Below are 14,101 nucleotides of genomic sequence, written 5' to 3'. Positions count from 1 at the left end.
GGAACGGTTATGGCAAAGGAATGGTATATTCTGCATATCTTTTCAGGCTATGAAAAGAGGATAGAGCGCGCAATACGTCTGTTGATAGAAAACGGTGAAATTCCTGCTGGAGTTATCTCTGAAATTAAAATCCCTGAAGAAGAATTGACCGAGGTGAAGGATGGTAAGAAACGAGTTGTTCGTCGAAAGTTTCTGCCCGGTTATATTCTTATTGAAATGGATCTGCCTGCTGTAAACTGGAAGGGGGTGTGTACTCCGATTAGAAGAATACACGGTGTTACCGGGTTTTTGGGTGTTGTCGGAGATGCTCGTCCTCAGGCTATTTCAGCTGATGAGGCAAAAAGTGTTTTACAGAAATCAGGGGAGATTAAAGGTGAAAAGGCGCGGGCTGCTCAGATGTTTACACCCGGTCAGCAGGTTAAGATCATAGAGGGTCCTTTTGATACCTTCGCCGGCACTGTCGAAGAAGTTATGGCAGACCGCAATAAGCTGCGGGTGATGGTTGCTATATTCGGTAGAACAACCCCTGTTGAAGTTGATATGCTTCAAGTTGAGTTGATTTAAAGATCGCTTTTTTTTAAATGTCGGCTCCGAGCGATGCCGATCGTCTTGTTTTTTGGTTTTTCATTTTTATGGGAGGGAATGGTTTCCCGTTAGTACCAGAAGGAGATAATTATGGCAAAGAAAAAGGTTACTGCGGTTATTAAATTGCAGTGTCCTGCTGGAAAGGCAACGCCAGCTCCGCCTGTCGGTCCTGCACTTGGTCCGCATGGTGTAAGTGCGCCTCAGTTTGTGCAGCAATTTAACGACCGCACAAAATCGATGGAGCCGGGTTTGGTTGTTCCGGTTGTTATTACAGTCTATTCAGATAAAAGCTTTACTTTTATCTTGAAGACTCCGCCGGCTGCTGTTTTAATCAGAAAGGCTTGCAATATCCAAAAAGGTTCTGCGAATTCCGTAACCCAGAAGGTTGCGACTTTATCAAAAGCAAAACTGGAAGAAATTGCAAAAATGAAGATGCCCGATATTACTGCAACTGATTTGGAAGCTGCAAAGAAGATTATTGCAGGTACTGCACGGAGTATGGGTGTGGAGGTAGAGCGCTAAATGAAACACGGAAAAAATTACCGCAATGCGTTAAAAAAATACGATAGTGCTGCTCTTTTCACTGTTCCCAAGGCTGTAGAGTTAGTAAAAGAGCTGAAGTTTGCGAAATTCGATGAAACAGTTGAGCTTCATGTCAGCTTGAAGCTGGGTAAAAACCAGAGCGTTCGTGATACCGTTGTTTTGCCGCATCAGTTTAGAGGTGAAAAGCGCGTATTGGTGTTCTGTAAAGAAGACCGCGTAAAAGAAGCTTTGGATGCCGGTGCGGCGTATGCCGGTGCTGCCGACTATATCGAAAAAGTTAAGGGTGGCTGGCTTGATTTTGATATCGCTGTCGCTACTCCCGATATGATGAAGGATGTCGGGCGGCTTGGTATGGTGCTTGGTCGGAAAGGCTTGATGCCTAACCCCAAGACGGGAACGGTTACTGCCGATATCGGAGCGGCTATCAATGAGCTGAAAAAAGGTCGGGTTGAATTTCGTGCCGATAAAACCGGTGTCGTTCATCTTGCAATCGGTAAAGTTTCGATGGATACGGACAAGATCGCCGAAAATATTACGGTTCTTTTGACCGAAATCGGGCGAAAGAAGCCCGCTGATGCGAAGGCTGATTTTATTCAATCGGTTTCCGTCAGTTCTACGATGGGACCGGGTGTCTGGGTAGATTATAAGGTAGGAGAATAAGATGGCACTGCGAGCACATAAACCGCAGCCTGCAAAGACGGCTGCTATCGAAAATATTACGAATGAGTTAAAAGCTGCTTCGTCATTTATTTTTACAGAATATCGCGGGTTGTCTGTCGAGCAGATTACACAGCTGCGCGCAAAACTTCGTGAAAATAATTGTACCTACAAAGTTGTGCGTAATAACTTTGCACGTATCGCTTTCGACTCCGTGAATTTGGATGTTAAAGACTATTTAGTCGGGCCTACCGCAGTTGCGATGATGAGCGAAGATGCAAACGCAGCTGCAAAAACGTTGTTTGAATTTGCAAAAGAAACTCCTGCACTGGTTGTAAAAGGTGCAGTGGTTGACGGGGAATTCTACGATGCTGCAAAAATGGAAGCATTCTCTAAATTGCCCGGCAAGAAAGAGCTTATTGCAATGTTTATGTCCACAGTCAATGCAACGACTGCGAAGTTTGTGCGTACTCTTCAAGCTATTGTTGATAAAGAAGGGGGCGCTTCAGACTCTGCACCTGCATCGGCTGAAGCATAATTCCGAATGCGGTAGTCAGGCTTCATGCGCTGTCTTCCTGTCTACCGTTACTGCAGCTTGTATAAGCTGTAAAATTTTAATTTTATAGGAGAAGATAATATGGCGGCATTAACAAACGAGCAAATTATTGAGGCAATCAAAGAGAAGACAATTCTTGAGCTTTCCGAATTGATTAAATCTATGGAAGAAGTATTCGGTGTAACAGCAGCTGCTCCTGTTGCAGTTGTTGCCGGCGGTGCTGCGGGCGGTGCTGCGGCTGCTGAAGAGCAGACTGAATTTACCGTAACGCTCAAAGGCCTGACTGATCCCAGCAAGAAAATCGGCGTAATCAAAGAGGTTAGAAACGTTGTTGCAGGACTTGGTCTTAAAGAAGCAAAAGAGCTTGTAGAGGGCGCTCCGAAAGTATTGAAGGAGAATGTTTCTAAGGAAGAAGCTCAGAAGATTAAAGAGGCAATGACAGCTGCCGGTGCAGAGATTACGATTGCTTAATTCTTTTGATATGAGCCGGTTGTACAGTACAGCCGGCTATTGTTTGATTCTATGATTTTTCTCAAACATCATGTTAAGCTTCCTCATGAATAGGGGAGGCTTTTGTAGTTTTACCAGGTGAAAAACACGGTAGTAAAAGTAGTAAAAATAAAAGCTATTTAAAAAATAAGTCGATTATAAAACAAGCGGAAATCTCTAAATACTTCAGTTTTTAGAGATTTCCAAGTGTATACTATGTGCTGTGCAGTGTGGCGTGTTCTTCCTAAGTTTTTATAGGGGCACGGAACTGTTCGGGTAAGAGAAGGGGGATGACGGGATGCCTGTGCGGAAAACGGTTAATCGCCAGTATATTGGAAAAAATATTCAAAATTTTATGGAGCTGCCTAATTTAATTGATATTCAGCTCGCTTCGTATGAAAAATTTTTACGCCGCGGAACACACCAAAGCGGGAATACTTCGGAGGAAGTCGGTTTGGAGGATGTGTTTCGGACAACCTTTCCGATTGAAAGCCCGAACGGCGATATGACGCTGGAGTACCAATCATATACGCTGGATGAAAATGACATTAAATTCAGCGAATACGAATGCAAGCAGAAAGGATTGACTTATGCTATCCCGTTGAAGGCTCAGATAGACTTGGTGTTTAACCAAACCGGTGAAATTCGTCGCAAAAGTATTTATATGGGTGATATTCCGTTGATGACCGAACGAGGTACCTTTATCATCAATGGAGCCGAGCGTGTCGTCGTATCTCAAATACACCGCTCTCCGGGTGTTATTTTTTCTCACGATAAGGGTGTCTATTCAAGCCGTATTATTCCCTATCGCGGCAGCTGGCTTGAATTTGAAATCGACCAGAAGAAAGATCTGATTTATGCAAAGCTTGATAAGAAAAAGCGTATTTTAGGAACGCTGTTCTTGCGGGCACTGGGATATGAAACCCGCGAACAAATTATTGACTTTTTTTATAAAACCGAAGTGTTACCGGTGGCCGAAGAAACTGCGGAATACGATAAACTCGTAGGTCGTGTGCTTGCCAAGCGGATAACCGTAGTCGATGAAGCCGGAGAGCGGACACTCTATCAAGCCGGTGAAAAGATTCATCCGCACGTTGTCGATGAACTGCGGCAAAACCATATTACCGAAGTTACCGTTATCGATTTTAAAAAAGAGGGCAGCCTTGATTCCCCCGTTATTATCAACTGTTTTGAACGCGAGGAAATCCGCTTTGCCGATGCTGCAAAGGGGCAGGAGCCTACAAAAGAGGAAGCCTTATCGGTTGTGTATGCAGCCTTAAAGCCCGGCGATCCGATGACGGTAGAGGCTGCCGAAAAAGATTTAACCTCGATGTTTTTCTCACCCCGCCGGTATGATCTCGGCCGTGTGGGGCGGTATAAGCTGAATAAAAAATTTGACTACGAGCATCCCGTTGAAGAATGTACCCTTATTCTCGACGATATCGTAAACACAATGAAGTACCTTATTCAGGTTTATATCGGGGATGCTTCGATAGACGATATCGACCATCTCGGAAATAGACGCGTTCGTTCCGTCGGCGAGCTGATGACCAATACGCTTAAAACTGCATTCCTCCGTATGGAGCGGATCGCGCGCGAGCGGATGGGATCAAAAGAAATTGAAACGATTAAGCCGCAAGAGCTTATTTCTATAAAGCCTATTGTTGCCACCATTAAAGAGTTTTTTGGCGCAAGTCAGCTTTCACAGTTTATGGATCAGGTCAATCCGCTCGCGGAGCTTACCCATAAACGCCGTCTAAACGCATTAGGCCCCGGCGGTCTTTCCCGTGACCGCGCAGGTTTTGAAGTCCGCGACGTTCACTATACCCATTACGGACGGATGTGCCCGATTGAAACGCCGGAAGGGCCGAATATCGGTCTTATCGTGTCGATGGCAAGCTATGCGCATGTCAACGACTACGGCTTTTTGGAAGCGCCGTATGTCAAGGTCGTGAATGGTGTTGCAACCCGCGAGGTTGAATACCTTTCGGCGATGGACGAGGATAAATATTACATTGCACAGGTATCTACCGCAGTGCAGAGCGACGGTACGATTACCGCTGAACAGATTGCATGCCGGCATCAGGGCGACTATACGACGCGCAGTTCAAAAGAAGTGCAGTACATGGACGTGTCGCCCAAACAGATTATTTCCGTGTCCGCGTCACTCATTCCCTTCCTTGAGCACGACGACGCAAACCGTGCGCTCATGGGTTCAAACATGCAGCGGCAGGGTGTGCCGCTCGTATTCCCCGAACCGCCCCGTGTCGGTACCGGCATGGAAGGCAAGTGTGCGTATGATTCGGGCGTGTTAATCAAAGCAAAGCGGAGCGGTACGGTTACATTTGTTTCCTCCGAAAAGATTTCTATCGAATCGGATGCGCCGGAAGGAACGGAAGCAAAAGTTCGCGACTATACGCTGCTGAAATATCAGCGCACCAATCAGGATACCTGTTATCATCAGCGGCCGATTGTTGCAGTCGGGCAGCACGTAGAGGTGGGCGATGTCATTGCCGACGGCCCTGCAACCTATCAGGGAGAGCTTGCGCTTGGCCGCAATATTCTGGTCGGTTTTGTGCCGTGGAACGGGTATAATTACGAAGACGCTATTTTGATTTCCCGCCGTGTGCTGAAAGAAGATATGTTCACGTCGGTACATATTAAAGAGTTTACAACGGAAGTCCGCGAAACCAAGCTCGGCGCGGAGCGGATTACCAGCGATATTCCCAATAAGTCGGAAAAAAGCCTCGATAATCTTGATGCGGAAGGTATTATTCGCATCGGTGCGCAAGTTCGTTCCGGCGATATCTTAATCGGGAAGATCACGCCTAAAAACGAGTCGGAAACGACACCTGAATTTAAGCTGCTCAATTCGATATTCGGTGAGAAAGCGAAGGATGTCCGCGACTCCTCTCTGCGCGTACCGCACGGTGTTGAAGGTACGGTTATCGACGTTCAGCGGTTGAAGCGCTCTCAGGGTGATGATCTTAATCCCGGTGTTGACGAGTTTATCAAGGTGCTTATCGCGACAAAACGTAAGTTGCGCGAAGGTGATAAGATGGCAGGCCGCCACGGAAACAAGGGTATTGTTGCCCGTATTTTACCGGAAGAGGATATGCCGTATATGGAAGACGGTACCCCGCTCGATATTTGTTTGAATCCGCTCGGTGTTCCTTCTCGTATGAATATCGGTCAGATTTTGGAGTCGGAACTCGGACTCGCAGGCTTACGTCTTGACGAATGGTACGAAGCGCCCGTATTCCAGTCGCCGACCAATGAACAGATTGAAAAGAAACTGGTTGAAGCAGGAATTCCTGCCAACTCAAAGGTAAAGCTGCGCGACGGACGAACCGGAATGCCCTTCCAAAACGACGTATTTGTCGGGGTCATCTACTTTATGAAACTTGCTCACCTTGTTGACGATAAGATGCACGCCCGTTCAACCGGTCCGTATTCGTTGGTAACTCAGCAGCCGCTCGGCGGTAAGGCTCAGTTCGGCGGTCAGCGCTTGGGAGAAATGGAAGTGTGGGCGCTTGAAGCCTACGGCGCGGCCAATACGCTTCAGGAGCTTTTAACCATTAAGTCGGATGATATGCACGGACGCTCAAAGATATATGAGTCTATCGTGAAGGGACAGGCCGCTACCGCTGCCGGAATCCCTGAATCGTTTAACGTATTGGTACAAGAATTGCGCGGTTTGGCTTTAGACTTCACAATTTATGATGAAAAAGGAAAGCAAATCCCGCTGACCGAGCGTGATGAAGAATTGATCACCGAAAACAGCTCCAAGTTTTAATTGAGATGAGGATGGGCTATGAGAGATATACAAGATTTCGACAATATTATGATTAAATTAGCTTCGCCTGAAGCGATCCGCGCGTGGTCGTATGGCGAAGTAAAAAAACCCGAAACGATTAACTATCGTACCCTGCGTCCTGAGCGGGAGGGGCTTTTCTGCGAGCGTATTTTCGGTACTACAAAAGAATGGGAATGCTATTGCGGTAAGTTTAAATCGATCCGTTACAAGGGTGTTATCTGTGACCGTTGCGGTGTCGAGGTTACTCACTTTAAAGTACGCCGCGAGCGTATGGGGCATATCGAATTGGCAGCGCCCGTTTCTCATATCTGGTACTATCGATCCGTACCGAGCCGGATGGGGCTTTTGTTGGACTTGCCGGTTGCGGCGCTCCGTTCGGTGTTGTACTATGAAAAGTACATTGTTATTGAGCCGGGTGGAACTGATTTAAAGAAAAATCAGCTGTTAAGCGAAGATGAGTACCGTGATGCTCAGGAACGGTACGGCGGCGCCTTTACCGCAAATATGGGCGCAGAAGCCGTTAAAACCTTATTGAGCAACCTAAATCTGGATGAGCTTGCCGCTCAGCTTAGAATGAAGATGATCGAAAAGGGCGCAAAAAGCGATAAGCGGCTCTTAAAGCGCATTGAGATTGTCGAACATTTTAGAACGTCAAACAATAAGCCCGAATGGATGATACTTGATGTTATTCCGGTTATTCCTCCCGATTTACGCCCGATGGTGCAGCTGGACGGCGGACGCTTTGCGACCTCGGATTTAAACGATTTGTATCGCCGCGTTATTCACCGAAATAGCCGGTTAACCCGTTTAATGAGCCTTAAAGCGCCCGATATCATTATCCGCAACGAAAAGCGGATGCTGCAAGAAGCGGTGGATGCCTTGTTCGACAACTCGAAGCGGAAACGTGTTATTAAGGGCTCTTCAAACCGTCCGCTCAAGTCCATCTCCGATATGCTTAAAGGTAAGCAGGGACGTTTCCGTCAGAACCTGCTTGGTAAGCGTGTTGACTATTCGGGACGTTCGGTTATCGTTGTCGGCCCTGAATTAAAGCTGTGGCAGTGCGGCCTGCCGACTAAGATGGCATTGGAGCTTTTTAAGCCGTTCATTATGAAAAAGCTCGTTCAAAAAGAAATTGTTTCCAATATCAAGAAAGCGAAAATCATGGTTGAGCAGGAAGCTCCAGCCGTTTTTGCCGTTCTTGACGAGGTTATCAGCGAACATCCCGTTATGCTGAACCGTGCCCCGACGCTGCACCGTCTCGGTATTCAAGCGTTTGAGCCGGTTCTTGTCGAAGGTAAGGCTATCAAACTGCACCCGCTTGTTTGTAAACCCTTCAATGCGGACTTTGACGGTGACCAGATGGCTATCCACGTACCGCTTACGCAAGCGGCGCAGATGGAATGTTGGACATTGATGCTTTCGAGCAGAAACTTACTCGACCCTGCAAACGGAAAGACAATCGTGTATCCGTCACAGGATATGGTTCTCGGTCTGTACTATTTAACCAAGCAGCGGACTTTAAAGGAAGGACAGCACATCCGCCGGTATTCTTCGGTTTCTGAGGTGATGATGGCTGCAGAGGCCGGCTCTATCGGTTGGCAGGAACTTATCAAGATAAACTACCGCGGTGAAGAAGTGGAAACAACCCCCGGACGCCTTGCTTTCAACGAAGAAATGCCCGAAGGTGTTCCGTTTGTCAATACCGCTTTGGATGATAAGCAAATCCGCAAGTTGATCGAAACCGTGTACCGCACGAAGGGCACTTGGGTTACCGTTCAGATGCTGGATAAGCTTAAATCCGTCGGCTATTACTATGCGACTTTCTTCGGCGCAACATTGAGTATGGATGATATCATTATCCCGCAGGAAAAATCGACCATGCTCGAAAAGGCAAATAACGAAGTTCTTTCTATATACAGTCAGTACCGCGGCGGCCATATCACGCAGGAAGAGCGGTATAACAGGGTCGTCGAGGTGTGGTCAAAGACAAACGAAGAGTTGACCTCGATAATGATGGATACCCTCGCGAAGGATCAAGACGGCTTTAATACGATTTATATGATGGCGACCTCCGGTGCGCGCGGAAGCCGTAACCAGATTCGTCAGCTCGCCGGTATGCGCGGTTTGATGGCTAAACCGAGCGGTGATATTATCGAGTTACCCATCCGTTCAAACTTCAAAGAAGGCTTGAACGTTATCGAATTCTTTATTTCTACGAACGGAGCCCGTAAGGGTCTTGCCGATACCGCGTTGAAGACCGCAGATGCCGGTTATCTGACGCGCCGTCTTGTCGATATTGCACAGGATGTTGTTGTCAATGAGGAAGACTGCGGCACTATCAACGGTATTGAATACTCGGCGGTAAAGTCCGGGGATGAGGTTATCGAATCTTTGAGCGAACGGATTGTCGGTAAGTATACGCTTGAGCGGGTAGAGCATCCGATTTCGCATGAGCTTTTAATCGACGTAAACGAATACATTACCGATGATATTGCTGCGAAGATCGAGGAAGCGGGTGTACAGACTGTTAAGCTCCGCACGGTATTGACCTGCGAGTCCAAACACGGCGTCTGCGTGAAGTGCTACGGCCGCAACCTTGCCCGCAATAAGATTGTCGAAATCGGCGAAGCGGTCGGTATTATTGCGGCACAGTCTATCGGTCAGCCGGGTACTCAGTTGACGATGCGTACCTTCCACGTCGGAGGTACGGCAAGCAGCACGACCGAAGAGAATCATATCACCTTTAAATATCCCGTCATCATTAAAGATATTTTGGGTACATCCATTCCGCTTGATGACGGTAATCTGCTGTTTACCCGCCGCGGTACGCTTCTGTTTGAGAAAGTGCTTAAAGAGTACAATCTTATCGCAGGAGATTCCGTTGCAGTGCAAACGGGTGTCCGTATTCTGCGCGACGATGTATTGTATACCGCTGCGGACGGTACAGTGGTAAAAAGCCCATTGAATGCTTTTGCTTATTTGAACGGTTCGACGCTGTATTTGACAGCTCCAGAACAAAAAACCGAAATCAGGAACGGTTCGACCGTTGTTGTCAAAAAAGGCGATTACGTACCGGCTACTTCGGTTATTGCTACCTTCGATCCGTATAATGAACCGATTCTTGCGGAGCAAGACGGGTTTGTCCGGTTTGAGGATATTATCCCCGGTTCGACCCTCGAAGAGGATGTCAACGATGAAACCGGCGTCGTGGAGCGCCATATTTCCGAATTGAAATCGGATATGACCTTACAGCCCCGTGTATTTATCTCCGATGAATCCGGTAATGCACTCGGCTTCTATTACCTGCCGGACGGCGCTCAGCTGATGGTCGAAGAAGATACTCAGATTAAGGCCGGTACGGTTATCGCAAAACTTGCGAAGGCTGCTGCAAGAACGCAGGATATTACCGGTGGTTTGCCTCGTGTTTCGGAGCTCTTTGAAGCTCGCCGTCCGAAGTCTCCGGCTGTGCTTGCTCAGGTCGCCGGAACGGTTTCGTTTAAAGGCTTATTGAAGGGTAAACGAATTGTTATTGTGAAGGATCATTACGGCAAAGATTATAAGCACTTGGTTCCGATGTCCAAGCGATTGCTCGTTCGAGACGGCGATACCGTTGAAGCGGGCGAGCGGTTGTGCGACGGTAACCTTGATCCGCATGATATTCTTGCAATTTTGGGTGAAAATGCACTCCAGAATTATTTGATGAACGAAATCCGCGATGTCTATCGGATGCAAGGCGTTTCTATCAATGATAAGCATATCGGCGTTATTGTCCGCCAGATGCTTCGGAAAATTGAGGTTATGTCTGTCGGCGATACTCGCTTTATCTATGGTCAACAGGTTGATAAGTACCAATTCCATGCAGAGAATAAGCGTGTTACTGCGGAGGGCGGTCAGCCTGCTATTGCACGTCCGATGTTCCAAGGTATTACCAAGGCGGCATTGAATATCGATTCATTCATTTCGGCGGCTTCGTTCCAAGAGACAACGAAGGTCTTAACAAATGCTGCTATTGCCGGTAAAACCGATGAGCTGCGCGGCTTAAAGGAAAACGTTATTATCGGCCACTTGATTCCAGCCGGTACCGGTATGCCGCAGTATCGGTCGGTTAAGCTCTTCGATAAGAATATGAGTGACTTGGACGAGCAGGTAAACGAAATTCTCGAACGGCGCAGACGAGAGTTGGAAGAAGCGGAGGCTGCCGAAGCTCAAGCGGAGATGGACGAAGATTTTGACGCCGATGATGACGATCTCGGCTATGGAGATACGGAATCCGTCGAAACTTCTTACGATGAAGCGCCGCTTGATGAATCTGCCGCTGATATCGAGGATTGACAGACTGTAGATACTGCATTAAAATAGTTTATCTGTTGTTATAACTTAATCCGTGGTGCTGGCGGAGAGATATAAGGAGTTAGGGCAAATGCCTACAATTAATCAATTGATAAAGCAGGGCCGAAAAGCGGTCGTCTCGCGAACCAAGAGTCCTGCATTGCAGTCATGCCCGCAGAAGCGCGGTGTATGCACCCGTGTAATGACGGTTACGCCGAAAAAACCGAATTCCGCATTGCGGAAGGTTGCCCGTGTGCGCTTGAGCAACGGTATCGAAGTAACTGCCTACATTCCGGGTATTGGACATAACTTACAGGAACACTCTGTCGTTTTAATCCGCGGCGGCCGTGTTAAGGATTTACCGGGTGTGCGGTATCACATCATCCGTGGAACAAAGGATACGCTCGGCGTTGCCGATCGTAAACGCGGCCGTTCAAAGTACGGCGCTAAGAAGCCTAAGGCGTAAGGGAGGTTTATTATGGGACGGAAAAAGAAGACTATCAATAGACCGATCGCGCCGGATGCACGCTACAACAGCGTTGTGCTTTCAAAGTTTATTGCTCGTATGATGCTCGACGGAAAAAAATCCGTTACTACAGCTATTCTTTACGACAGCTTTGATGTAATTAAGTCGAAGACCGGGGAAGATCCGCTTACCGTATTTACCAAAGCGCTTGAGAATGTTAAGCCGCTCGTTGAGGTAAAATCACGCCGCGTTGGAGGTGCCACCTATCAGGTACCGATCGAAATCCGCGAATCCCGCCGCGAGGCGCTCGGAATGCGCTGGATTATCGGCGCTGCCCGCAGCCGGAACGGTCATGCAATGTCCGAACGTTTGGCTGCCGAGGTTATCGACGCATACAACAATACCGGTACTGCTTTCAAAAAGAAGGAAGATACCCACCGTATGGCGGAAGCAAACAAAGCGTTTGCTCACTATCGCTGGTAGTTGTTTGCAGTTACCGATCGTTATCGGTAATGCAGCGTAATACGAAAAGCCTTGAAGCATACTGTTTCAAGGCTTTTTTTATTCATCTTTCCGGTAATGCTTGTATCCGGGGTGCTTACCCCATACGTTATAGTCGGCGCGCATACGGCACAGGCGATCGATATTATCGCGGGAGATTTCTTTTTCTCCGCCGAGGATATGAGCATAGATGCTGATCTTTGCGGAAAGTTCCAAAGTTTCCATGCGGTAATATGCCATTAGCAGATCGCGGCCGAGGGTGAGTGCTCCGTGGTTTTCAAGAAGAAATACATCATGTTCAGGTAAATACGGAGCAATCGCTTCGGGAACTTCGTCGGTGGACGGTGTTCCATAGGGGGTAAGCGGTACCGAACCGATGGTAATAACGGATTCAATCGTGGTATAGCGATCCATCGGCAAATGTGCAACTGCAAAGGCTGTTGCGGCGGGCGGGTGCGCATGTACGACAGCGCCGACATCATCGCGGTCTTGATAGCAGCGTAAATGCATTTTAATCTCCGACGAAGGTTTATAACCGTGGGCACCTTCAATAATTTCGCAATCCTTGGTAATGATCAGCAATTTTTCAGGCGTGATAAGGCTTTTGCTGATGCCTGTCGGCGTTACCAAAAAATTTCCGTCTTCCAGCTTAGCCGATACATTTCCGTCATTTGATGCTACCCAGCCAAGCTGCCACATTTTGTGGCAAATGTCGCACATCTGATCTTTAATCTCTGAAATATTCATAGCGTTTAGTATACTGCGGAATCTCGTTCTGTCAATTTCGCCCGCTTATTATTTTGACAAAACCTATGCATATTTGTATTATTCGTGCGGATGGTATGTTCACAATCCGGTCGTAAGGAGTATAAATCGTATGGAAAAGTCGATAGAACAGACGCTGATATTACGCAGAGGGTTTCCGTACTTTTTGCTATTTTCACTGTATGCAATAATCAATTCCTATCTGCCGATTATGCTGAGAACACTTGGATTTTCAACAGCACGGATCGGCATCCTACTTGGCGTTATTGAAATCGTAGGTGTGTGTGCACCTTTTTTTATTACACGGCAGCTTGATAAAACCGGCCGATATGGATTCGTAATGTGTGTATTCGGGATTGATATTGCAGTATTGCTGCTGCCTCTTCTCCATTTTCATTCATTTTTTAGCACAGCTATTTGCCTCGGTATTTTTGCCATTGGCTTTAAGGGGATGGTGCCCGTGCTGGACGGTTTTACTACAAAGGTACTCGGACAACATAGTGATCAGTACGGAAAAATACGGGCACTCGGTTCTGTAGGATTTGTCGGTATGAATCTGTTTTTACAGCTCCATCCGCTTATTTCGGGAAAAAAGCCGACATCTATTGTTTTGAGTGTAAGTGCAGGCGCATTGTTGTTTATTCTAATGCTCAGGTGGGTACCTGATCTATACGATTTCTCATTTGCTTGTGTAAACGAAGACAATGATGAGGAACTTCAAAACCGATGGGCTGCTGAGGTATCGGATGGTCAAGAACCATTGGTAGTAGAGCCGTCCCCGAAAGATTTAGTAAAACCGAAAGCACCGTGCTCAACAAAACCTGCTGCGTGGGACGCTGTGCCTGCTGCTTTCTCCAAGCAGTTTTGGGAATGCTTGCTGTTGATCTTTCTCGCATTCTTGGGATTGGTTCCCAGCCAAAGATTTTTTTCGCTCTATGTCGAGGAATATATTAAAATAGAAGCATCTGCCGGTTTATGGGCGCTGTCGGCAATGGCGGAAATCCCCTTGCTTATTATTTCTGGGAAATGTATCCGGCGTTTCGGTAAAGAACGGCTTCTTCCCCTCTGTCTATTCACTGTTATCGTACGGAATTTTTGCTATATTTTTATTCCCGGAATCGGTGGGGCTATTGTAGGGCAGCTTTTGCATTCGCTCAGTTTCGGATTATTCCATCCGCTGAGTGTATTACTCTGTGTCTTGTATAGTTACGGCAAAACGGTAACCGCTATGGCCTTTTTTACCGCCGCAAACGGTATTGCCTATGTAATAGGGAGTATGATCGGCGGGTATATTATTGAATATTTAGGATATCCGGCACTCTTTTTATTGTTCAGTGTGTTTCCTGCTGCGGGTATCGGGTTTTATCTTTTTATCATGCGGCGGATTTAATAC

The 14,101-nt window shown here is 47.2% G+C and carries 11 protein-coding genes; 10 read left to right on the top strand and 1 reads right to left on the bottom strand.

Features of this window, described 5'->3' with window-relative positions; all coding sequences use genetic code 11:
* Nucleotides 1–9: 9 nt before the first annotated feature.
* The 9 genes from nusG (at nt 10) to rpsG (ending at nt 11,925) form a co-directional block, all read left to right on the top strand.
* Entirely contained in the window at nt 10–564 is a 555-nt protein-coding gene (gene nusG, locus E4N66_RS09445; RefSeq protein WP_044013334.1) for a transcription termination/antitermination protein NusG, read from the top strand.
* A 108-nt stretch (nt 565–672) separates the two neighbouring features.
* Nucleotides 673–1,107, top strand: a complete 435-nt coding sequence (rplK, locus tag E4N66_RS09440) for a 50S ribosomal protein L11 (RefSeq protein WP_200877775.1) — start codon at nt 673–675, stop codon at nt 1,105–1,107.
* Nucleotides 1,108–1,788 carry a 50S ribosomal protein L1 gene (gene rplA / locus E4N66_RS09435; RefSeq protein WP_044013330.1) on the top strand — a complete coding sequence of 227 codons (681 nt, stop codon included), beginning with the start codon at nt 1,108–1,110 and terminating at the stop codon, nt 1,786–1,788.
* Nucleotide 1,789: 1 nt separating this feature from the next.
* A complete protein-coding gene (gene rplJ / locus E4N66_RS09430) occupies nt 1,790–2,323 on the top strand; it encodes a 50S ribosomal protein L10 (protein WP_253727824.1) in 534 nt (177 codons plus the stop codon).
* A gap of 99 nt (nt 2,324–2,422) precedes the next feature.
* A complete protein-coding gene (gene rplL, locus E4N66_RS09425) occupies nt 2,423–2,812 on the top strand; it encodes a 50S ribosomal protein L7/L12 (protein ID WP_044013326.1) in 390 nt (129 codons plus the stop codon).
* A 316-nt stretch (nt 2,813–3,128) separates the two neighbouring features.
* Nucleotides 3,129–6,626: a DNA-directed RNA polymerase subunit beta gene (gene rpoB / locus E4N66_RS09420; protein WP_253727823.1), complete on the top strand. Its 3,498-nt coding sequence runs from the start codon at nt 3,129–3,131 to the stop codon at nt 6,624–6,626.
* Nucleotides 6,627–6,644: 18 nt separating this feature from the next.
* Entirely contained in the window at nt 6,645–10,979 is a 4,335-nt protein-coding gene (rpoC, locus tag E4N66_RS09415) for a DNA-directed RNA polymerase subunit beta' (protein WP_253727822.1), read from the top strand.
* A gap of 88 nt (nt 10,980–11,067) precedes the next feature.
* Nucleotides 11,068–11,442 carry a 30S ribosomal protein S12 gene (gene rpsL, locus E4N66_RS09410; RefSeq protein WP_016518396.1) on the top strand — a complete coding sequence of 125 codons (375 nt, stop codon included), beginning with the start codon at nt 11,068–11,070 and terminating at the stop codon, nt 11,440–11,442.
* A 12-nt stretch (nt 11,443–11,454) separates the two neighbouring features.
* Nucleotides 11,455–11,925, top strand: a complete 471-nt coding sequence (gene rpsG, locus E4N66_RS09405; protein ID WP_044013319.1) for a 30S ribosomal protein S7 — start codon at nt 11,455–11,457, stop codon at nt 11,923–11,925.
* A 78-nt stretch (nt 11,926–12,003) separates the two neighbouring features.
* Here the strand turns inward: rpsG and E4N66_RS09400 are convergent, their stop codons facing one another.
* Nucleotides 12,004–12,690 (bottom strand): class II aldolase/adducin family protein, encoded by a 687-nt coding sequence (locus E4N66_RS09400; protein WP_253673989.1) that lies wholly within the window; start codon nt 12,688–12,690, stop codon nt 12,004–12,006.
* A gap of 130 nt (nt 12,691–12,820) precedes the next feature.
* Here E4N66_RS09400 and E4N66_RS09395 point away from each other — a divergent pair, with 130 nt between their 5' ends.
* Complete coding sequence (locus E4N66_RS09395) at nt 12,821–14,098, top strand: MFS transporter (RefSeq protein ID WP_253727821.1); 1,278 nt, start codon at nt 12,821–12,823, stop codon at nt 14,096–14,098.
* Nucleotides 14,099–14,101 lie beyond the last annotated feature (3 nt).

The organism is Treponema sp. OMZ 857, assembly GCF_024181085.1.
Classification (GTDB): domain Bacteria; phylum Spirochaetota; class Spirochaetia; order Treponematales; family Treponemataceae; genus Treponema.
The sequence above is the reverse complement of the archived record's forward strand: the minus strand, read 5'-3'. Positions and strand labels throughout refer to the sequence as shown.

Excerpts from the sequence above, each read along its gene's own strand:
- nusG (WP_044013334.1), top strand. The coding sequence starts at position 10 with ATGGCAAAGGAATGGTATATTCTGCATATCTTTTCAGGCTATGAAAAG.
- rplA (WP_044013330.1), top strand. The coding sequence starts at position 1,108 with ATGAAACACGGAAAAAATTACCGCAATGCGTTAAAAAAATACGATAGT.
- rplJ (WP_253727824.1), top strand. The coding sequence starts at position 1,790 with ATGGCACTGCGAGCACATAAACCGCAGCCTGCAAAGACGGCTGCTATC.
- rplL (WP_044013326.1), top strand. The coding sequence starts at position 2,423 with ATGGCGGCATTAACAAACGAGCAAATTATTGAGGCAATCAAAGAGAAG.
- rpoB (WP_253727823.1), top strand. The coding sequence starts at position 3,129 with ATGCCTGTGCGGAAAACGGTTAATCGCCAGTATATTGGAAAAAATATT.
- rpoC (WP_253727822.1), top strand. The coding sequence starts at position 6,645 with ATGAGAGATATACAAGATTTCGACAATATTATGATTAAATTAGCTTCG.
- rpsL (WP_016518396.1), top strand. The coding sequence starts at position 11,068 with ATGCCTACAATTAATCAATTGATAAAGCAGGGCCGAAAAGCGGTCGTC.
- rpsG (WP_044013319.1), top strand. The coding sequence starts at position 11,455 with ATGGGACGGAAAAAGAAGACTATCAATAGACCGATCGCGCCGGATGCA.
- E4N66_RS09400 (WP_253673989.1), bottom strand. The coding sequence starts at position 12,690 with ATGAATATTTCAGAGATTAAAGATCAGATGTGCGACATTTGCCACAAA.
- E4N66_RS09395 (WP_253727821.1), top strand. The coding sequence starts at position 12,821 with ATGGAAAAGTCGATAGAACAGACGCTGATATTACGCAGAGGGTTTCCG.